The sequence below is a fragment of the Sphingobacterium alkalisoli genome (genome assembly GCF_005049105.1).
Classification (GTDB): Bacteria; Bacteroidota; Bacteroidia; order Sphingobacteriales; family Sphingobacteriaceae; genus Sphingobacterium; species Sphingobacterium alkalisoli.
In genome coordinates, this window is record NZ_SUKA01000001.1 from 1,176,859 (window position 1) to 1,200,357 (window position 23,499).

Below are 23,499 nucleotides of genomic sequence, written 5' to 3' on the forward strand. Positions count from 1 at the left end.
TCCCTATAACCATTTAAAGACAAATTATTTACACATGAAAAGACTGTTAATAGGTATCAGTGTGTTGCTACTATTTTTTATTTCATGCGCCAAACAGGAGCTGACTTCGCATTATGAGCGCCCGGACTGGTTGAGAGGAAATGCGTGGCAAATACTGGAAGAAAGAGGAGAATTTACCCAATTCTTGGATGGTGTTGAACGAGCTGGTTTCAGAGAGGTCTTAGAAGGAAAGACGATAGCGACGGTCTTTGCCCCGGATGATCAGGCCTTCGATGCATATCTTCAATCCAAAAATTTAACGCAGATCGGACAGCTTCCGAAAGCTGAGCTTCAAAAGCTTATTGGGTATCATCTTGTTTACTACGCGTATGGAAAAGATATGTTAATGAATTATCAGCCAGGTGGAAGTGAGGGGTATGAAATCAATAACGCCGGATTGTATTATAAACACCGGACAAGAAGTAACGATGCCATAACAACCGAGGTGGATAAAACAGATGGAAAGCTGAAGAAGATATATCATAAGGAGCGGTTTCTTCCGGTATTCTCGCAAACGCACTTTGATACAAAAGGCATTGAGGCAAGTGCCAATTATGAGTATTTTTTTGGGGCGGATTCTTGGGCTGGTACACAAGGCTTTAATGTAAGCAATTCTGGGGTTAAAGAATATGCTATCCCCGCTGATAATGGATACTTATATATTCTTGACAAGGTGCTAGAGCCGCTTAATACGGTCTACGACGAATTGGCTAACAACGAAAACTACCGCGACTTTATTACGTTGTACGATAAATTTCGAATGTTTTTATATGATGAGCAGGCGTCCATTAATTATGCTGCTGTAGGCGACTCCCTATTCTCAATCGACCATAACCTGCTTCCTCCAATTGCATCCGAGTGGACAACACGAAGCATCCCTGACTATTGGGATTTGGGAAGTCTTACCTATCAATCATACAATGTATTTGCGCCATCGAATCAGGCGTTACAAAGCCTGTTTAATGAATATTTTTCACCTTACTATGGTTCATTATTCGAAGTGGATCTGCTCCCACTCTCTATGGTCATGCGTAATCACGTCTATCAGGGTAATATGGTTTTTCCGTCAGAAATTGGTACGAATCCAGATATTAAAACAAGTTTTGGAACTCCGATCGAATTTAATCCGAATGCTGACGTGCAGGATAAAGCCATTGCGTCAAACGGTGTGTTCTACGGGTTAAACAAAGTAATGGTGCCCGATTTGTTTAACAGCGTTACCGGCCCTGCTTTTCGTAACCCCAAGTACAAGATGTTTATGTACATGTTGGCGAGTACAGGTTTACATCAGACATTGTCGAGTAAGGATATCGAGTTTACTTTATTTATCCCATCGGACGAGGTGCTAGAAAGTACCTTGGTAGGTAATAGCTATCTATTTTGGTCGGAAGGGAATCCATTGGTGTTTGGAGACGAGGGTGTGATGGTACAAAATGACGATGGGGTACTGGTTCCGTTATCTATCAGACAACAGGAGCTTTTCGTGTCTGATCATATTGTTTACGGAAGAGTGAATTCCTTATCGGAAAAAAAGGTATACCGTACAAGAAATCCGTTTACTTATGTGTATACAGGAGATGGGGAAATTTATTCTTCAGCAACATATAATAATCCAGATCAGCAAATTACGGTCGCTGATATTGCAGGCAATTGGTATAACGGAAGGGCGTATGAACCCTTTGGAAGTAGTTTATTGGCGGAGTCTCGATCGATTAAGGGGACAATACCGGGGTCTGAAACACCTTCTAATCCATTGAATGCCTATTCTGAGTTTTCCAAGTTATTAGCACGGGCAGGTCTTTTGGAAACGGGTAGTGCCTTATCATTTCTTTTTGGTAACCGATTTATCGTTTTCGCTCCCGATAATGCCACCGTTTTAAATGGCATAGCAGAGGGGAGTATACCAACAGACAATGTAGAACTTGCAGCTTACCTAAAATCCTATTTTATTTCGATACCTGATAATTCATTAGGCGATTATCCGTTTCCAGGTTTCGGGATTGAAGGTGTGTGGAAGACGACTATGTCAACGGGATATAACGTATACCGTCAGTTGGAAATAATAGACCAGAATACACGTCTGGAGCTCAAGGATATTGACGGTACAATTATTCCGGTATCTACTGATTTACCAAAGCTATTTAGTGATGGTGCGGTATACAAGATATCAGGACTACTTAAGAAATAACCAAATTATAATATTTAACCATTAAAATAAGATAAATGAGGCTACAGATTTTAATTTTATTAGCTTTTTTCTCTTTTGCGTATTCGGCCTCTGCCCAAAATTCAAAGGTGTTGATAGGGACGATCAAAGGAGAGAAAAATGCACCTCTACAAGGAGCCTCGATTTTTGTAGAGAATAAGGAGAATAGAAACTTGAAAGGCGCATCAACAGATGCCCTGGGGCAATATCAAATTGAAGTTCCGGCTACAGATGGACTAACTATTGTGATCGCCTGTATCGGGTATCAATCTACGCGAATCCCTTATAATGGGCAAGGAACAATTAATCTTACCCTGATGGTGGATGACCGATCTATCGAGGAAGTTACGATTGTACGCGAAGGAGGGGCAAAAAATGATATGGGAATAAGCTTCAGAAATCAGGTTTCTGCTACCGAACGCTTTGATATGAAAGAACTGGAAACCATGCCTTTTGCGTCGGTCGAGAGCGGTCTTCAAGGACGTTTAGCGAATGTGGATATCATATCCAGTGCAGATCCCGGAGGAAGAAGTTCCATCCGTATCCGGGGTACCACTTCGCTGAATGGTAATTCAGAGCCTTTGATTGTTGTAGATGGCGTACCCTATTCGACGAACGTTGGTAGCGATTTTAATTTTTCCACCGCTAATGATGAAGATTTTGGCGCCCTAATCAATATATCACCCAATGACATCGAAACGATTGAAGTACTGAAGGATGCAGCCGCTACGGCTATCTGGGGATCGCAAGGTGCTAATGGCGTATTGTTGTTTACGACGAAAAAGGGACGGAAAGGTAAGACACAATTTTCGTTTTCGTCAAAAGTGGATGTGAAGAAGGAAGCAGACCCTATTCCCATGTTAGATGGTGGGCAATATGTGTCGCTGGTACAGGACGCGATATGGAATACGGTTAATGATCTAGGCTATATGGGTTCGCTACAATATCTTAATTTGTTGTATAATACCAACGAAATAAAGTACGACCCCAGCTGGAATTATTTTAACGAGTATAACCAGAATACAAATTGGACGGATATGGTTACCCAGGTTGGGCACTTTGAAGACAATTCGCTTTCCATCAGTGGGGGTGGGGATAAAGCAACCTATCGTGTATCTTTAGGTTATCTGAACGATGTAGGAACAACGAAAGGATTGAAAACCAATCGGTATAATGCCTTGGTAAGTGTGAACTATAAATTTTCGAATAAGTTTAATATCAGTTCTGATATTTCGTATTCCCTTAGTGATATCAACAAGTATTGGACGGGAGACAAGGTACCAGAACCGAGAGCGATGGCGTTGAAGAAGATGCCAAATATGAGTCCATATTTTATCGACGATTATGGTGTGTATTCGGATCAGTATTTTACACCACGGATAAACTTTCAGGGAAGTTTTGTAGGTGAAGCTAAAGAAAGTATGTATAATCCAGTGGCAATGGTTAACGAGTCGGTCAACAATGCCATGAAAGAACAGGCCCGTGCCATCTTTCGGGCACAGTATGATATCCTACCCTCCTTACGGTATACGGCCACGGTTGGCTTTAACACGAGTTCGGATAAAATCCGGCGGTTTTTGCCGCAGTCGGTTACCGGTGTCATTTGGACAGATTCCTATTTCAATCGCGGATCAGACCAACTGAGTGATAGACTGCAGTTGAACACGGAGAACAAATTTATTTATAATAAAATATTAAACGAAGATCATAATATTATCGCTACGCAGATTGTACGTACAAACGAAACCCGTGCTTTTGGATATGCCTCGGAGACTTCGGGTAATGCTTCTGCTTCCCTAAGTGATCCGACAGCAGGTGCAGCTGTGGTGAAAATGGGTTCTGGAAATTCGATGAGTAGAGATATCGGTTTTACCAGTAGTCTTTATTATGGCTATAAGAATAGGTATATCCTGAATGGAATCTATCGCTGGGAAGCGAATACGAGCATCTCCGCACAGCATCGTTGGAAGGGCTTTCCAACAGTAGGTGCGGCCTGGCATTTAGGCGATGAACCCTTTATGCAGGAATTGGACTTTTTGGATATGGCCAAATTTCGCGTAAGCTGGGGACAGAACGGTAACCCGCCGAGTGGATCTTTTGTTTACCTAGGTGCCTTTGAGCCCCTTGTCCCGGGCTATATGGATATGACGGCTATCCGGCCAACCCGTATCCAATTGGATAACTTAAAGTGGGAGTTGGTCACGCAAACAGATGTTGGTTTGGAACTGTCTTTCTTCAAGGATCGTCTGCATATTATGGCGGAGTGGTACAGCCGCTTAACATCAGACTTGTTGCAAAAGGACGTCAAGCTCCCATCGTCTACTGGTTTTGCGACGATGAAATTTTATAATTCAGGAGAAATGGTGAATAAAGGATGGGAACTTGTTTTTCGGGGTGACTTAATCCGGGCGAAGGACTTCACATTGAGTGCAACGCTAAACTTCTCCAGAAACCAGAATGAAGTGCTGGAATTACCGGAGAACCTGCAATTTGAGAATTACAATTTTGAAAATGGAAAATATGCGCATAAAATTATAGCTGGCAACCCACTAGGATCATTTTATGGATACAAGTATCTTGGCGTCTATCAAAATGAAGAAGAGACGCTCGCACGTGATCTCGACAACAATACTATATACGATCTGATGGGTGAGCCCATCTATACCCAAAATGGTAACAGAAAGGTTTACCCGGGAGATGCGAAATATCAGGACATGGACGGCAATGGAGTCATCGATCAATATGATATCGTTTATTTGGGAAATGCGATGCCGTTGTTTACCTCTGGAGGAGGGATTGATGTACGGTACAAAGCCTTTACACTCAACACGTTTTTGCACGCGAGGTTAGGACAGAAGGTAGTTAACAGCGTACGCATTAGTAATGAAAGTATGCGCGGAACAAATAATCAAAGTGCAGCTGTACTGCGCAGGTGGAGACACGAGGGGGATGATACGGAAATTCCCAGGGCATTATATAATGAGGGTTATAATACCTTGGGCTCGGATCGTTTTGTGGAAGATGCTTCCTTTGTACGGTTGAAGATGGTCTCTGTGCGGTATTCCTTGCCAAAATCGATTATCAGTCGTTTTAATATCTCGCGTTTCGATGTGTTTGCTACGGGACAGGATTTATTTACCTGGACGAATTATTCGGGACAGGATCCAGAAGTCGGTCTGTCATCGGATATCTTTATGTTAAGTGAAGATGGGGCGAGTACGCCGAGACCAAGGCGTTTTGCATTTGGTATAATAGCTAATTTTTAAAAGAGATAGATATGAAGATATTAACATATATTTTGGTTGCACTCCTGTTCTTTACGACCTCTTGTGAGAAGTGGTTGGGAATATTGCCTGAGAATGAGCAGGTGACCGATGAGTATTGGAGTAACAAAGAAGAGGTCGAAGCGGTGTTGGGAGCTGCATATGTATCCCTACAAAAGTCCGTCAATTCGATGATTGTATGGGGAGAGGCCAGGGGCAACATGTTGTCCTTAGGCGGCTTTGTGGCGACTGGCCTCGGTGACTTTAAAACGTTGCGTTTACTTCCATCCAATTCCCTTACCAAATGGGCCGAGTTCTATCAAATGATCAACTACGCCAATATGGTGATACGTTATGCTCCCGGTGTTGTGGAGAAGGATCCTTCTTTTAATACGGCAATAATGCAGTCGTTTTTATCCGAGGCTTATTTTTTACGTGCGTTGAGCTATTTTTATCTGGTACGTAATTTCGGCGAAGTACCCCTGCTTTTGGATCCTTATATGAACGATTCGCAGCGTTATGAAAAGGAAAAATCGACGAAAGAAGAACTGTACGCCCAGATTATTTTTGACCTGAATACGGCGTTGGAAAATAGTAAGGATACCTGGCCTACGGTCTGGGAAACGAAAGGTAGGTCCACGACGAATGCGATCCATGCGATGCTGGCAGATGTATACTTATGGACAGAAGATTACGATAATGCGATTATTTCCTGCAATGCCGTGTTGGAATCTGGAAAAGTCGGATTAATAGAAGGTGTCGTGAATACCCAGAACAATTGGTTTACCATTTTCAGTCCGGGTAATTCCAATGAAGGCATTTTTGAAGTGCAGTTTGACTTTACCAAAAACCAAACCAATAATTTTCTTACCATCTTTGGTACTTCACATAATTGGGTCATCTCTAATTATGGCGTTACCTTATTTCAAGAGAATCTGGAAGATGTACGGGGAGCTGGGGCGTCCTACTCTGCATCGGATTTTAAACTTTGGAAATTTATAGGGGCTGAAGGAAATACAGGGGTGGCAAGGCCACAAAGTGATCAGAACTGGATCTTATACCGTGTTGCCGACATCTACCTCATGAAGGCCGAGGCCTTAATCATGAAAGGAGAGGATTCTTACCCCGCTGCATTGGAGCTAATTACCGCAGTACGGTCGCGCGCGCAGATTTCGCGACCTATTTCCGCCGGATCCAACGAGTTGGAGATGCTGGATCTTCTGATGGACGAACGTGCCCGCGAATTCGTAGGCGAGGGCAAACGCTGGTACGACATCTTACGTGTTGCGATGCGTAATAATTATGAATATAAAGAATATTTAATTGAAGAAGTACTGGCAGGTATGACGGGAGGTTCGGCACCGGTAATTCGTTCGATACTACTGAACGAAAATGCACATTACCTACCCATTCATCAGGACGAGATTCTGTTCAATACATTGCTGACACAAAATCCATATTATGCACCACTTAATTAACGGAAGAATCATGGAAAAATTACAAACTAAATGGAAGTTATCTGTGTACCTGCTGGTGGCATTTGCTTCCCTGCTGGTTGGATCCTGTAAGGATGCATATGAGGATGATACGTTTAAAGCGTATGAAGAAAGCCCGATTGCGATCTTGCTAAAAAGTGATCCGGAGAATTATTCACTGTGGGTCGAAATTTTGGAAAAGGCAGATTTATACAATACCTTAAATATCAGTACTGTTTACACCCATTTTGCGCCTGTGAATGAAGGTGTCGAACGCTATCTTGCCAAGCTCAATATCGGCTCGGTAGCTGAGATGTCTAAAGAAGATGCGAATTATTTGGTTCGATATCACTTGATTCCGGGTATTAAGGTAGACTTCGGCCAATTTCAGAGCGGCGCCATTAGCGATTTAAATGCAACAGATGATAATTTATATGTGGAATTTAGGGAAGGGGGGTTAGATGCCGTTTACCTAAATGGTGAGTCCCGTTTTAACCGATTTGATATTGCAGCAACCAATGGTGTGATCCACAGTATTGATGATGTGCTTGTGCCGCTTACGGCTACCATCCTGGATCGGTTAGCAGAAGAGAGATTTAGCTTGTTTCGCGAAACCGTAATAGCAGTCGGTTTGGATGAGAGGTTGGATCGCATCTATACCGAAACGGTAGACGAGTTTGGTAATCCGGTTCAACAGCGGTTCAAATATACCCTGTTCGCTGTAGCTAATGCCACTTTTGCCAAAGAGGGTATAGCGTCCTTACCGGATTTGCTAACGAAATTAGCCGTTACTCCTGGATCGGACTTAAAAGATGAGAACAATCCACTATATAAGTATGTAGCGTATCATGTACTGACGCAGCAGCGTTCGTATACTGATCTGGGTAAATTTCCAGAGGGTACAGCCCGCGTGAACTTCGAAACGTTAGCCAAAGGCGAGCTAATGAACGTTTCGGATAATTCTGCTGAGCTCGTTGTCAATGTAGATGAGGTCGGAGAAAATTATATTCAGTTTATTGAATATAATATTATCGCCAAGAATGGTGTTGTCCACGAGGTGGATGATTGGATGCCGGTATTTTTTCCTGCACGCGTACCGATCATATGGGAATTTACAGATTACCCCGATGTAGCAGCAAATGTGACACAATACCAGAATCCGAGTTTGGGTGCACAATATAATAAAACATTCACCGCAAACGAACTGACCAGTATAATATGGTCATCGGTTCCTGAGTTTAGATCAGACGTTTTAATCTATCGAAACAACAGACAAGCAGACGGTGTTTTTTATAATAGCGTGCTTAATCACGACCATTTTAGGGTTACGCTTGGTGAATCGGGCTGGATACAAATGAATACGCCAACGATTGTACGTGGTAAATATAAAGTAACTTTTGTGTGGCCTAGTGTGCGAAATGCCACAAATACTGGAATATGTTCTTTTATCTTGGATAACCAAGAACTTTATTCCCGGCTCGTTACATCAAACACATCCGCAGATAGAAGACAGACACAGGTACTGGGTGAAGTGGAATTCGAAGAAACAACCTCGCATACCTTTCGCATTTTATCGCTTGATGGTAAGCTGATTACCATGGATTACCTGCAATTTGATCCGATTGATTAATAATTATAATTGATATGTTATGAAAAATATTTTTTTAATCCTTACAGCAGTTATTACGATGTTAATAGGTGGCTGTCAAAAAGGCTGGGAAGACCATTATGGAACCAAAGAAACAGACGAAATTGTTTCGCCACTTAATCTCTTGGAATACCTGAAATCACAGCCACAGTATTCAGCATTTCTAGCAAAGCTAGAAGAATATGGTATTGATAAAGAGTTGGAAAGAGATCAGACGTTAACTGTATGGGTAGTTACTAATGATAAAATGGCGCAATTGACGGAGATGGACTTTGATGAGGACTACGTGCTAAAATACCACATCAATAGTTTGGTTTTTGACAAGACCAAGTTGAAGAGCGGTCTTCGGTTGATGACATTTAATGGCAAATACTTATCGGTGGACATTTCGGAGAATGGTGTTCACGTAGGAGATGGTACAATTACCAAAGGGAACCAACTGTGTAAAAATGGTGTGGTTCATGAAATTGACCAGCTATTGAAACCGGACATTAGTATCTACGACTATCTAGAAGGATTGGGAGATAGTCATTCCACTATACGGGATACGATTTTAGCTATGAATGATACCCTGTTTGATATGGAAAACAGCATACCGGTAGGAGTCGATCGCACAGGAAGAACATTATATGACTCCGTTTTTATAATTTCTAATCCTATTTTCGAAAGAGCAAACATTATGTCCGAATTTGATAAGCTGACCATGTTTTTGCCAAGTAATGAGGTGCTTGAAGAGTGTTTTGATAATTTAGGACAGCTTTACGGTCAATTCGGCAAACCCTTCTTACCGGCGGATACGGTGATCGCCTACAAATGGATAAAAGAAGCTATATTTTACAATACGCTTATTGACAATTACGGCAGTGGCGATATCACTTCGGCGTTTAACCAGCTTTGGAAGCCTACTGTACAAGAGGTCGATCCTGACTATATGCGCATGAGCAACGGCCGAATCTACAATATTACCAAGATGAAGATTCCGAACAATGTGCACATCAAGATGATCAAGCAGTTGTTTCACTATTATGAATATGTGCCCGATGCGTTGAAGGATGATCTGTTTACCGTATCAAACTATAGTACCATTGTACCTACAGATAGAGATTGCATGTGTTTTCCAGCGATTGGTGTAGAGGGAATTTATCGCACCTTAGTACTGAGAGGTGAAGGCGACGTAAACGATGGTAGTCCGGTGTCTATCGATTTTACACCACTGATGCTGGAGCGTGCTTCAGATGGATCTATTGGTTATAAGATCGTCGAGGTGCCTCCAGGTGAATATAATTTATATATGGGTTTCCGGCATATCTCACATCCATATGTCAACATTTATGTAGATGGAAAGCAGATAGCTTCGAAACTCAATGTTGAGCCTTCTAATCCATGGCATTATGATAGAAGCACAAATACGAGCCCTGCTAAGTACAATGGATGGGGTGGGCTGGTCGGTACGGTGATGATTGACGGTGATGAGGTAAGGACGTTCAAAATCAAGGTCGAATTTGCCGGATTAGGTAAAGGCACGGCAGAGACCGTGGAACTTTATCACTGGGCTTTAATACCGACAGCAAACAATTATTAATAACCCTTTTTTAATAAGTTTATGAGAAATAGAGCGAGAGGCTTATATAGATTAATTTTCACTTCTACACTATTATTAGGAGCATTACCCCTATTTGCACAGACGGTTATTACCGGTAAGGTGTTGAGTTCGTATGATAAAGGGCCTGTTCAGAATGCTGTTGTAACGGTTGTGAATACAACCCACACGACACAAACGCGGGCGGATGGTACCTTTAAATTTAGCGATTTGGAGGAAGCACCCACGACAATTCGCGTATGGAGTCCGGGGTATTATGAAGCTGTAGTGGACGTGCTGGGACGTTCGGAATTTGAAATTACCTTGATATCGGCAGGAAGAATTAAGTATGACAACGTTATTGACGGTGCTTTTTCCGACAAAAATAGTACCTATTTGCAAAATTCGGATTTTCGATTGGGTGCGCAAAGTATAGAAAACGTGTTGGTTGGAGAAGTTGCAGGGTTACGCGTTATGAATAAGAGCGGGATGGTTACGGAAGGGGCAACACTGAATTATCGGGGTGTACGATCTTTTGAAGCGGATAATTCGCCATTAATCGTAATAGACGGTATCCCGTATTTGCCCGATGGAGGAAATTCTCCTATTATAGGAGGTTATTCGCGCAGCATATTGAGTGCAATTAACGTCAATGATATTAAGAGCATACGTATGCTTAAAGGTGCGGATGCAAACCGTTACGGCTCTTTGGGGTCTAATGGGGTACTGTATTTGGAGACGTCGACTTCTACCGATTTGGAGACTGTAGTGGAGTTTAAAGGAAATTATGGCGTAGCACACAATTTCAGGACGATGCCTGTTTTAGGGGTCAGCGACTACAAGAGTTATCTGGGCAATGTCGGTATGACCGAATATGAAGATTTAGGCGAACTGCTCACACGATTTCCTTTCTTAAGGGATGACCCTAATTATTTTTACAACTATTTGTATAATAACGATACAGACTGGCAGGATTTAATATATAGCAATGCCTTTGTGACCGACAATCACTTGCGTATCAAAGGAGGAGATGCGGTTGCTAAATACGATCTATCTCTCGGTGTGCTTAACCAAAACGGTGCGCTGGACAATACCCAGAGCACGCGTTACAGTACGCGTATGAATACACAAGTTGCGCTAGGTGCCAAGTTTGATTTACAAGCTTCTATGGGCTTGAGTTATACAACTGCATTGCTGCAAGAGCAGGGCATGTTGCCAGCCACAAATCCTATTTTGGCGGCTCTCTATAGAGCACCCATATTAAGTGATCGTCTCAAAGATAGTGAGAACAACCTGTTGCCGGATTATGATGGCGTAAGGCAATTTGGAGTGACTAATCCTGTTGCGCTATTAAATACAGGGAAGGTCAGTTCGGACGTGTATGATATCTTTGTCAATGCAAATTTGGCTTACAAAGCATCGACAAATCTGCGGTTGAATGGTACGATTGGTCTTTTTTCCAACTATACACGACAAGCAACATTTGTACCTGGCCTTTCTAGCGGTACAGTAGTGCCTTTGGAAAATGGGATTGCATTAAATACAGCAAGGGCAGGTGCAGGTAAAGCCTCCAATGTTTTTTTAGGTCTCAATGGGGTATATAGTAGGACATTTGATCGGGATAGTTGGCAATTAACCGGAGGTGTACAGAGTATTATAAATGCACAGGAATATGACGCCGGTTCGGGTAGGAATACCAGTTCAGATTTTTATCGGACATTGGACTTTGTGGACAATGCTGGGAGGATGTTTTGGGGGTATAACGAGTCCTGGAACTGGTTGAGCTTCTACGGAGCCTCTACCTATAATTTTCGTAACCTTGTGAAATTAGATGCTTCTTTGAATGTGGACGGTTCTTCGGTTTCGGGTACTACAGCCAATCGCTTTGGACTTTTTCCGGCTGCTGATATCTCCTTCTTAATGAGCAACTTTGAAGGATTAAAGAATGTAGACGCAATAAGTAACTTAGTATTAAAGTTAGGCTATGCGAAAACAGGAAATAGTCGTTTCTCGTCAAAAATAGGACAGTCTTATTATTCCAGTCAATTATACAGGCAGTTAGCAGGTATCGTTGTCGGGAACATTCCAAATACAGGTATACGTTGGGAGGATAACCAAAATCTGCAGGCCAACTTGATCTTTTCGGGCTTCGATCGCCGATTTAATATAAATGTCGGTTATTACTTTACGCAATCGACTAACCTGTTGAATGTATTTCCTGTTTCTCCTATTGCTGGAATTGATCGCGTTTACATAAACGGAGGACAAATAGATAATCACGGGCTTGAAGTGGATTTAAACTATACGGTTGTGGATAATAAAACTTGGTCATTTTCTGTCGGTGGAAATATTTCCACGATTAATAGTACAATTAAGAAGCTAGTCGGAAATGAACCGATCATTTCCGATCAGTCGGATAACGTTTCTCGGATCCAAATGGTGGGACAATCTCCATTTTCGTTTTACGGACATGAGTTTTTAGGTGTGATTTCAACAGCAGCCGATGCTAACCAACTTAATCTATCGGATTTTAGAAACCAATCATTCGAGGCCGGAGATGCGCATTTCAATGATGTCAATCAAGACGGCGTAATTGATAAAAATGATCGGATGTTACTGGGCAGTAGTTTACCTAAACTCTTTGGCGGAGGTTTCCTTAATCTGCGTTACAGACAATTCAGTCTGCAGGGCTTTATGAGTTACAGCCAGGGTAGCTCGATGTACAACGGTGTTCGTCGTAGCTTAGAATCGTTGGATAGTTATTATAATCAATCGGAAGCAGCCCTGCGAAGATGGCAGGCTGATGGGCAGCTGACGGATATTCCGCGGGCACAATATGGTGATCCGATGGAAAATGCCCGGTTTTCCAACCGCTGGATTGAAGATGCTTCTTACCTTCGATTGGAGAACGTAATCTTTTCATACAAAGTTGTGGAAAGTTCTATTAAGGCCCTGGCGAATTCCGAATGGTATATTTCTGGCGAGAATCTATTCACGTGGACGAATTATCTCGGCTTAGATCCGGTGACAGGGTATAGTACGCAAACGGGACATATGGGGCTGGATTACGGTAAGGTCGCACTGCCGAGAACATTTAAATTAGGTGTAAATATCAAATTATAGTGGAGAAATCGATGAAAAGAAATTTTATAATATATGCCTTATTAGCAGGTTCCCTGAGTTTTACGGCCTGTGATAAATATTTTGAAGTGAATACCAGTGATATGTTGCTGGACGATAATTATGTAGGCGAGGCGAATGAACTGTATTCGGGCTATATCGGTGTCGCCTCAAAAATGCAGGCTATTGCCGATCAGACCGTCTTTCTGAGCGATTTGAGATCAGATTTTTTAGAACCAACGCAGAATGCACCACAGGACCTGTGGGATATCTACAATTATAGAGAAACGAAAGGAAATGAATTTGCTAATCCGAGTAGCTATTACGATCTCATCGTAAATGCAAATAGTTATTTGGACAAGATCGTTAAATATCGGAAGGAAAATCCTAAGGCGGTTGAAGACAGCCACTATCGTGCGTTGATTTCTGGAGCCATTCGCTTTAAAGTATGGACCTATCTAACCATCGGAAAATTGTATGGCAAAGCGGCCTATTTTGATACCCCCAATTTACAATTGGACGATATTGCAAATATGCCGGTGATTACCTTGGATGAGTTGTTACCGCGATTGTTGGGGTTAATGAATACAGGGGTAGATGGTGTGAGTGGTCTGTACGAAACGAACTGGGCTAATATTTTATTCCCAGGCGTACCGGCTAATCAGCAGGATCTGATGTGGAATATGATCTGTCCATCGCCTATGCCGCTACTTATGGAATTGCAGCTGTGGAATAGACAGTATGATTTGGTCGTACAGAACGGGATAAACTTTATCTATGATGGTGGGGGAGCACGGTATAAAATTGGTAATGATGATTACGATGGGGAGTGGATTCAGTTGTTTACGCGTGATCCTATTACTAGAACTAGAGCGCTTATTAATGTTGTACCCTATGATTTTGAGCGGAATCAAACCAATAGATTAATTCAGTTTTTTTCCAATACACCACCATCTCTTTATTATCTAAGACCAACGCAGGTGTCAATGGATAGGTACGCCCGGCAGCTACGGTACGATGGTAGTAATTTAGGCGATTTATGGAGAGGGGATGAACGTACATTTTTCCTTCAAAACGGGGAATGGGTGGTACGTAAGTTTTCCAGAGACCGAGAAGCTGCATCTGAAATTTACAAAAATAACGTACATATCTCGATTTACAGAGATGCTGACGTACATTTCTTTATGATAGAAGCGCTGAATAATTTAAATTTATTTGCCGAGGCAGAAGCATTGCTTAATGACGGTGTTGAACAGTACCTTATCTTAAACAGAGATAAACTGCGATTTCCATTTAATGATGAGGTGATAAATAGTGCGATCGCTAGAAACTGGGGAATCCGTCGTCGTGTTAAGATGTTTCCGGTTTATCCAGAAGGGATGTCGAAAGATGAACTTGAGGATTCAGCAGATACACTAGCTTACAAGAAGGGACTGGATGAGTTAATTGTACAAGAAACCCTGATGGAAAGTGCCGGTGAAGCTAAAGCGTATTTTGCTATGATGCGTATTGCAAAACGTTGGCAAGATAATGCCATCTTAGCGGATATCGTATCAAAAAAATATGGAGCAAGAGAGGAAGAGATTCGGTCGTATCTGATGGACGAGAACAATTGGTTTATTAAGTATCCGTTGAACTAACCTTTTGTTTAAGTAAAACGATTGCAAGATCTCTAAAATACGCTTATTTTTTTATTCATTATTATAAACCCTTAAAACAAAAAGTATGAGAAAAATTATGTTTAGTATCCTATTTTTATGGATGAGTACCATGGCGTTTGGACAGAGCATGGATTGGACCTACCTCTCTTCAAATCCCGGAGTAACGTATGTTGATGATACAAAATTAACCTACGAAAGTGCAGACGGTCTTTTAAAGGTCGAATATGAGTTAGTAAGAGTTAATGGCGAGAATATTTTGTATTATGACATACAAGTTACTCCTACATCTGGCGATCCAATCATAGATCTCGAATATTGGGGTTATAGTGAAGGCTCAATATACGAAGAGGAGCCTCATACTTCCCTGTGGGATGAGTATGATGGTGCGCCGTTATCGGGCAGTGTAATACTCAACCAAGGCGACCCAGAATCGCTGAACCTTGCTGTTAGGATTACGAAAGCTTCCTATATGGAACACTATTTTGGATTTTTTACCACCTACGATCCAAATTAGCACGGCATAATAAAGTAGTGCAGTTGATTGGAAAGGCCTCATTATTATCTTAATCCAGTGAACTCGCCGACGCCTAATATTTTTTCGTAAAAAAAATATTCACCATTGTAACAAAACATTCTTGTTACAATGGTAAATTTTAAGTTGTTTTGAGGCTCTGTACATTACAAACTCATAAATAGCACGTTTATAGATAGAAAGCATTACTTTATTTATTGTATTAAGATTAATCGGCGCTAAGTGCTGCGGTTTTATGCTGTTCTATTTCAGGATGGCACAGGATGCGTATTAGCTGCAAATAGGATTATTTTGTTTTCCACCTGAAAATGGAGGATATAGTAAACCTATTTATTTTTAATATCAATATAGAAGCCGATGCTCATTACAAAACGAATTATTTTAGTCAGTCTGCTGTTCTTCAGTTTTCTAGCTACCAAGGCACAAGGGAACATTGATGTAACAGGAATTGTTACGGATCAGGACAATACACCTTTAAGCGGTGTAACCATCACCGTCTCAAACAGTACAACGTCCGCACAGACCGATGCGGCGGGAATGTATAAAATTTCAGTTTCTACCACAGCAACATTAACTTTCAATTATTTGGGTTTTGAACCCCAACAGGTTCCTGTCAATAATCAAGCTAAAATCAATATTCAATTGGGCGAAAGTACCAATGTGATGGACGAGCTAGTCGTTATTGGGTATGGTACAGTTCGGAAGCGCGATCTCACGGGCGCCGTAGGATCTGTCAAAGCTGATGATATACGCAATCTACCGGTTACTTCAGCAGCTCAAGCATTAACCGGCCGGGTAGCAGGAGTAAGCGTTGTAACGCAAAGTGGGGCGCCGGGAGCTGATATCAATCTGAATATACGTGGTGGTACTTCCTTAACCAGCGAGACTACACCTCTTTACGTGGTCGATGGATTTGTTATGGACGATGGATTAACGCGTATCGATGTAAATGATATCGAGAGCATGGAGATTCTAAAAGACGCATCTGCTACTGCGATCTATGGTTCTCGAGGTTCCAATGGCGTTGTACTCATCACAACGAAATCAGGAAAGGCTGGTCGTACGAATGTAGACTATAACACATATTATAGCTTTGAGAGCTTGAGTAAAAAGCTGGACTTGCTTAATGTAGAAGAATATGTAAAATACCAATATGAATTGCAGACTTTAGGTGGTAGACAGCCTGATTTCGCTACTGGTTTTGGAGGTGATGTCGATGCACCGGATTTTGCTAGCGGTGCTTATGCTCGTATCCAACGCGATTACGCTAATAGAAAAGGTGTTGATTGGCAGGATGCTGTGTTTGGAGGTCAAGCCTTGTTAAACGTCCATAATGTGAATATTAATGGCGGTAACGAGAAGACGAAGTTTATGTTATCCTACAATAATACACATCAGAATGGTGTCGTTGCGAAGTCTGGAATGAGCCGTAATTCAGTTCGAGCGAGGATAGATCACGAGATCATCCCGGGGCTTAACGTAGACTTCAATTCTATGTTCCAGAGCCAGCATGTTGAAGGTGGCCGCTCGCTCGGAGGGATGCTCAAGATGGCGATTCTACAACCTGTAACGGGAGGTACGCGTTTCACGGATGAGCAGCTGCTTAATGAGGATTTAGGCGAGGAGCTACAGCAATTGAATTCACAGTACGATATTTTTAATCCGATTATTACCAACGATGCGCGTAGTCTGAATGCTTACGAACGTGTAGCCAATATCAACGCCGGGTTTACAGCGAAGCTCTTCAAGGATTTCACTTGGCGTGGTACAGGTAGCTATCAGTGGTGGCAAGACCGTAATACCTTTTGGGATGACGGACGTACTGCTGATGCGCGAGCAAATTTAGGTCCTTTTGGCGATATCAAAAATGGAGAGAAATACCAGTGGCAGGTGACAAACACAGTGTCTTGGCTAAAAGATTTCGGTAAACACAACCTTAATCTGTTAGCTGGACACGAAGTGATGTACCGGCAAAATATGTCCCTTAAGCACAAATATTTTCTGTTTCCTTCCAATAATTTTGGTTTGAACGACGTATCGCTAGCCGGACGTACGGAGCGTGGAGAAACGGAAGAAGGACGTTATGGAATTGTATCTGTATTTGCAAGGGCAATCTATAATTACGATGACCGCTATTTGTTTACCGGTACTTTACGTCGGGATGGTGTATCGACTTTCATGCCAGGTAGGCAGTGGGGGAATTTTCCGTCAGCCTCCGCAGCATGGAATATTCATAACGAGGACTTTATGGAAAATGTCAATTTTTTTGATCAGCTAAAGGTCCGGGTAGGATATGGTACCACCGGGAATGATAAAATTGGAAATGTACGTTATGCAACGCTCTACGGACCGACGATAGTGGCGATAAATAATGAGATGGCTACAGGTCTTAGACCAGGTGACATCGTTGGGAATCCGCTATTGATGTGGGAGAAAACACAAACTACAAATGTGGCGGCTGATATCTCCTTTTTCAATAACCGGGTCAATGTTACTGCTGATTTCTATAATAACAGGTCATCGAATCTTCTTTTGGAGGCTGAAATCCCTACCTCTACTGGATATCGGTTTCAATATCAGAACGTTGCGGTGCTTAGAAATAGAGGAGTTGAATTGACCTTAGCAACAACCAATATCCGAAATGATCATTTTCAATGGAGATCCAATTTGAATATGACCTTTAACCGTTCTCTAACACAGTCACTCACTGGAAGTGCGGGTAGTGACTATTTACAACGAGATGTCGATTCCCGAGCAATGTTTCGTACGTATGTCGATCAATCTGTTGGAAAATTCTTCGGGTATAAATATGATGGTGTGTATACAACAGATGATTTTATACAAAATGGTGACGGCTCCTATACTTTAAAAGACGGTGTGGCTGCTTTGAAAGGGAAGAACCGTGCCACGGTAAAACCAGGAGATATAAAGTATGTTCCTACTGCTGACGAAATGGATTCTGATGGTAACCCGGTTTGGTCGACCAATGACCGAACGATTATCGGCAACCCGGAACCAAAGTTTTTCGGTGGATTTAACAATGAATTTATCTATGGGAATTTCGATTTGAGCGTGTTTTTGAACTTTAGTTATGGCAACCAAGCTTTTAATATGAATACGCAACGCTTCATGGGGCCATATCTTCCAAATCAGAATTCCTTAGGACGTATGGCAGATCGTTTCACACTAATCGATCCTGCCACGGGTGCAGAGACGATGAATTTGGCTAGACTGGCTGAGCTAAATCCGAATCAGCACGATAAAGACCAGGTTTGGAGCTTAAACTCCACTAATAGTATTGCTGTTTCAGACGCACTAGATTACTATTTGGAAGACGCATCGTTCTTAAGAATAAACAATATTACCTTGGGATATACCCTGCCCGATGAAGTCTCCCAACGTGCTTTTATAAATAGGCTAAGAGTTTTTGTTACCCTTAATAATATACATACATTCACGAAATTTAGTGGTTATGATCCAGAGGTTTCAGCGACTGGTTCGATACTGACAAGAGGTGTCGATAATTCCGCATATCCACGGGCAAAAAGTTTTGTTGCCGGTTTGAACTTGACATTTTAAATATTGAATCATGAGAAAGAAATTAGTATTATATATCATAACAATAGGTGCAACACTGCTCGCTTCGTCCTGTCAAAAATGGCTAGATTTACCTTCACAGAGTGATTTCGACAGTTCAACCATCTTTGAAAATCCAAGCCGAGTTGAAATGGCGCTGTTAGGCGCTTACACTAGTACTTCCAATCAGGAGTTGTACTACCAATTTGGGATGGGCACAGATGAGGCCTTTTCTACCGAGGGCGAGACGAATTCGAAGAACATGGTTTCTAATTATGTTTACAATCCATCTACTACACCAACGTCGACATATACTAGTATGTATTCGGGCGTTGAGCAGGTGAATGTACTCATTAAGGGAATCACCGCCATGGATGCTACGGACGCAGAGCGATCGCAGCTTAATATGCTGTTGGGAGAAGCATATGCTATACGTGCAAAAAATATGTTGAATGTAGTGCGGTTTTTTGGTGACGTGCCTTATCCCTTGGTTCCTGTAGTGGACGCGGAAAGCTTTTCGTCATCCCGTGTAAATAGAGACATCATTTTGGACGGCTGTATTTCGGATCTGCAACAGGCGATTGAATTGTTGCCATGGAAAAGTGCTTCGGGATTATCATCGGAGCGTATTTCAAAAAATGCCGCCTATGGATTACTTGCAAGGGTCGCTCTTTACGCAGCGGGATATTCCCTACGATGGGATTTAGACTCTTATTTACCAGGAACGGTCAAATTAGGTAAACGTTCGGATCCTGTACGCGTGCAAGAGCTGTACCAGATCGCCGCCGATGCTTGTGAACAAGTTATTACGCAGGGCGGACACAGCTTATCGCCAACTTTCGAATCGGTATTCCGTGACGTGACGAATAAGCGCTACAATAATGAAAATATTCTGGAATATGGACAGGAAGGTCCAGATCGTAATGAGCTGCGCAATGGCTATACCAACGGTATTTTTATGCACACCCTTTCTGTGGTCAAAAAATCACAACCGGCTATGGCGGTAATTCCGACATTGTATTTCGAGTTTGACAATGGCGATACGAGACGCGATGTCACGATTAGCAATTATTCCATTACAGCTGAAAATGGATATCAAATGAATACCTATGCCAACCACACCATCGGGAAGTATCGGGCAAACTGGGGAGCAGAATTAGGTCCAAGGGAACATCAACGCAATTTCAACTGGATCGACTTACGTTATTCGGATATTCTCTTGATGTATGCCGAGGCGGCTAATGAAGTGAATAATGGACCCACCGCGCTGGCTAAAGAACGATACGAAGAAGTCCGGTTGCGTGCTTTTAATAATAATCCGGATTTGATCGGTGAGACGCCTTCGGACTACGAAGGCTTTAGAAATGCGATTATTCAGGAACGCAAACTAGAACTGGCTTTTGAAGGTTGGAGACGAACTGACTTAATCCGTTGGGGTATCTTATTTGAAAAATTGACAGCTACCAAAAGTGATATTTTGGACTTGGCAAGACATCAAGGCAAGTACGTCAATGTACCAAGATTCCGCGCCTATAAAATTGACGCCGTTGCAAAATTGTCTGATCCAACTGTAGCGATTCCTTATCAAGGTTTTGTTAGTGCGCCCACTACGCAAGAGCGAGCTACGTTAGAAGGAGATGGTTATACCATATTGGACATGTATGGTCGGAACGCTGCATTCTTTGCAAATTCGTTTACTCCTACGGAGGTTTGGGTAACCAATATTTATCGAGGTCTTGAAAAAAATAAGGTGGAACTGTTTCCGCTGAACACGCAGACTATCGATGCTAACCCAGGGTTAAGGGGACAGCAACATCCATTATACTAAGCAGCGTGATGTATAGTTTTAAAAAATACATCAGCCTGCTTCTTTTAACGGTTTGTTCGGCTTCGCTCGGAACCGGACAAACTATTACGTTACCTGCTATTATTTCTAATAACATGGTACTCCAGCAGGATACTTCGGCCCTTATTTGGGGATGGAGCGCTGTAGGCGATACCATTCATATAAAGGCTTCCTGGAATCAGGAGGCCTTTATGGCGGTAACGGATTCCGAAGGAAGATGGCAATGCCACCTAAATACCCAGAAGTCCGACGGACAGAGTCATACGCTTCGGTTATCCAACATATCAGAAGAAATTCTGATATCCAATATTCTATTAGGTGAAGTCTGGCTCGCTTCCGGACAATCCAATATGGATTTTCCGATGTCAAAAGGTGCTACTTGGCGGAGTGGTGAGTTGCATGAAGCCGAAGCATTACGGGATGCTGACTATCCATCCATCCGTTTTTTTCGGGTGAAACAATCTATTTCGGACACTGCAAGACTGGATTGCGAAGGGGAGTGGGTCGTATGCGATGCAAATAGTATCCAGGATAAATCGGCGATTGGGTTTTACTTTAGTCGCGCATTGGTAAACACCTTAGGAGTTCCAGTTGGACTTATTCAATCGACCTGGGGAGGTACTCCAATTGAAGCTTGGACCGCTGAGAACGTCATGAATCAGAACCCCTTGTACGCAGATTATTTACTTCAGGAGCAAAGCCGTAAAAAAGATAACAAGTCTTCTGTCGTACTATGGAATGCCATGATTCATCCCTTGAATCCGTATGCTATAAAAGGGGTAATCTGGTACCAGGGCGAATCCAATGTCGCGCGACAAGAGCGATATGGGCAAATGTTTATCAATATGATTTCCAGTTGGCGGCAACATAGGAACAGTGCCAACCTTCCTTTTTATTTTGTACAGCTTGCCCCCTACAAAGGGATAACGCCCGAAATTCGAGCTCAACAGTATCAGGCCACGCAGCAGTTGAGCAATGTGCAAATGGTTGTCACGACCGATGTGAGCGATTCAACAGATATTCATCCGCGAAACAAACGTGTACCAGCAGAGCGGTTAGCCAAGGTAGCCCTAGCAAATGTCTACAATCAGGAAATCGTTTGGCAGGGGCCTATCTATGAATCCAGTACGGCATTATCCAATAGCATGCTGGTGAGATTTGATCTGCACAATTCTAAAAACCTTCGAAAAGATAATGCGATTTTAGGATTTGAAATTGCAGGAGATGATCAGGTTTTCTACCGCGCACAAGCGATTGTGGAAGATAAACATTCTGTTCGACTCCGTTCCGAACATGTCACTAGTCCCAAGTACACACGGTATGCATGGAAGAATTACAATAAAGCCAACTTATACAATGCGGAAGGAATACCCGCTTTACCTTTTAAAACTGATTAATATGAAAGCATGTGCCATCTTGATATCTTACTTGTTCGTTGTCGTGGGGTCCTATGCCCAATCTGTTGGTATCCAGTTCGCGGATTCAGAAATGAATAGATTTCCCGAAGCTTGGCAACTGGATCATGGCAAAAGACTCTACTTTGGATATGCACAAGGTTTGGGCTGCCTAGCGATGTTAAAAGTTTGGGAACAGACGGGAGACCAAAAATACTTTGATTACGTAGAAGCGTGGGGCGATACCATTATCAACGAGCAGGGAGAGATTCACCTGTACAAAGTGGAAACGTACAACGTAGACTATATTAATCCGGGTAAAATTTTGTTTTCCTTATATAAAGAGACGGGTAAGGAAAAATATAAATTAGCTATTGAGCGTCTAATGGATCAACTGAAGCGGCATCCACGTACGTTGGAAGGAGCTTATTGGCACAAGTTGATTTATCCGCATCAAGTGTGGTTGGATGGGGTGTATATGGCGGCGCCATTTGTGGCGCAATATGGTCAGTTCACGCAAGACTCTACGTACTATGAGGACGCGATTGATCACGTCCTAATCGCTGCTAAACATACTTTCGATCCCGCTACGGGTTTGTATTATCATGCCTGGGATGAGAGCAAGAAACAACAATGGGCGAATCCCATAACTGGACAGTCACCTAATTTTTGGGGAAGAAGTATCGGCTGGTGGTATATGGCGTTGGTCGATGTGTTGGATTACATTCCCGTAGATTACCCGAGGAGAGATAGTGTAGTACAGGTTATTCAAGGCTTAGCGAAAAGCTTAACGAAATATCAGGATAAGGACGGTCTTTGGTGGCAGGTGCTGGATAAGGCAGGAGCACCCAAAAATTACCAGGAAGCCTCGGTGAACAGCATGTTTCTCTATGGCTATAGCAAGGCAATCAATAAAGGCTATATCGGTAAGGAATATGTAAACGTTGTAGATAAGGTTTTCGAAGGAATAAATACGAAACTGATCCGTAAAGATGGTGATAATCTTATCCTAATCCAGTGCAATGCCGTGGCGGGATTGGGCGGTCATCCTTACCGTGATGGAAGTTACGAATATTATGTGAATGAACGCGTTCGTGAAAATGATTCAAAGGCCACAGGGCCCTTTATCATGGGATGTCTGGAAGCTAAGAAATAGATTT

12 protein-coding genes are annotated in these 23,499 nt (G+C 42.4%); all 12 read left to right on the forward strand.

Features of this window, described 5'->3' with window-relative positions; genetic code table 11:
• The first annotated feature begins 34 nt into the window (after nucleotides 1-34).
• On the forward strand, nucleotides 35-2,227 hold the full coding sequence (locus FAZ19_RS04350) for a fasciclin domain-containing protein (protein WP_136819357.1): 2,193 nt from the start codon (nucleotides 35-37) through the stop codon (nucleotides 2,225-2,227).
• A 35-nt stretch (nucleotides 2,228-2,262) separates the two neighbouring features.
• Nucleotides 2,263-5,511 (forward strand): SusC/RagA family TonB-linked outer membrane protein, encoded by a 3,249-nt coding sequence (locus FAZ19_RS04355; RefSeq protein WP_136819358.1) that lies wholly within the window; start codon nucleotides 2,263-2,265, stop codon nucleotides 5,509-5,511.
• Nucleotides 5,512-5,522: 11 nt separating this feature from the next.
• Nucleotides 5,523-6,986 (forward strand): RagB/SusD family nutrient uptake outer membrane protein, encoded by a 1,464-nt coding sequence (locus FAZ19_RS04360; RefSeq protein WP_136819359.1) that lies wholly within the window; start codon nucleotides 5,523-5,525, stop codon nucleotides 6,984-6,986.
• A 10-nt stretch (nucleotides 6,987-6,996) separates the two neighbouring features.
• Complete coding sequence (locus FAZ19_RS04365; RefSeq protein ID WP_136819360.1) at nucleotides 6,997-8,613, forward strand: fasciclin domain-containing protein; 1,617 nt, start codon at nucleotides 6,997-6,999, stop codon at nucleotides 8,611-8,613.
• Nucleotides 8,614-8,632: 19 nt separating this feature from the next.
• Nucleotides 8,633-10,213, forward strand: coding sequence for a fasciclin domain-containing protein (locus FAZ19_RS04370; protein WP_136819361.1), 1,581 nt, complete (start codon nucleotides 8,633-8,635; stop codon nucleotides 10,211-10,213).
• Nucleotides 10,214-10,234: 21 nt separating this feature from the next.
• Complete coding sequence (locus FAZ19_RS04375; protein ID WP_136819362.1) at nucleotides 10,235-13,333, forward strand: SusC/RagA family TonB-linked outer membrane protein; 3,099 nt, start codon at nucleotides 10,235-10,237, stop codon at nucleotides 13,331-13,333.
• Nucleotides 13,334-13,344: 11 nt separating this feature from the next.
• Nucleotides 13,345-14,970, forward strand: a complete 1,626-nt coding sequence (locus tag FAZ19_RS04380; RefSeq protein ID WP_136819363.1) for a RagB/SusD family nutrient uptake outer membrane protein — start codon at nucleotides 13,345-13,347, stop codon at nucleotides 14,968-14,970.
• Between the two features lie 85 nt (nucleotides 14,971-15,055).
• Nucleotides 15,056-15,505: a hypothetical protein gene (locus FAZ19_RS04385; protein WP_136819364.1), complete on the forward strand. Its 450-nt coding sequence runs from the start codon at nucleotides 15,056-15,058 to the stop codon at nucleotides 15,503-15,505.
• 375 nt (nucleotides 15,506-15,880) lie between these two features.
• Nucleotides 15,881-19,102: a SusC/RagA family TonB-linked outer membrane protein gene (locus FAZ19_RS04390; protein ID WP_136819365.1), complete on the forward strand. Its 3,222-nt coding sequence runs from the start codon at nucleotides 15,881-15,883 to the stop codon at nucleotides 19,100-19,102.
• 10 nt (nucleotides 19,103-19,112) lie between these two features.
• Complete coding sequence (locus FAZ19_RS04395; RefSeq protein ID WP_136819366.1) at nucleotides 19,113-20,927, forward strand: RagB/SusD family nutrient uptake outer membrane protein; 1,815 nt, start codon at nucleotides 19,113-19,115, stop codon at nucleotides 20,925-20,927.
• Nucleotides 20,928-20,935: 8 nt separating this feature from the next.
• On the forward strand, nucleotides 20,936-22,342 hold the full coding sequence (locus FAZ19_RS24060; RefSeq protein ID WP_188876061.1) for a sialate O-acetylesterase: 1,407 nt from the start codon (nucleotides 20,936-20,938) through the stop codon (nucleotides 22,340-22,342).
• A gap of 1 nt (nucleotide 22,343) precedes the next feature.
• Complete coding sequence (locus tag FAZ19_RS24065; protein WP_188876060.1) at nucleotides 22,344-23,495, forward strand: glycoside hydrolase family 88/105 protein; 1,152 nt, start codon at nucleotides 22,344-22,346, stop codon at nucleotides 23,493-23,495.
• Nucleotides 23,496-23,499: the final 4 nt, after the last annotated feature.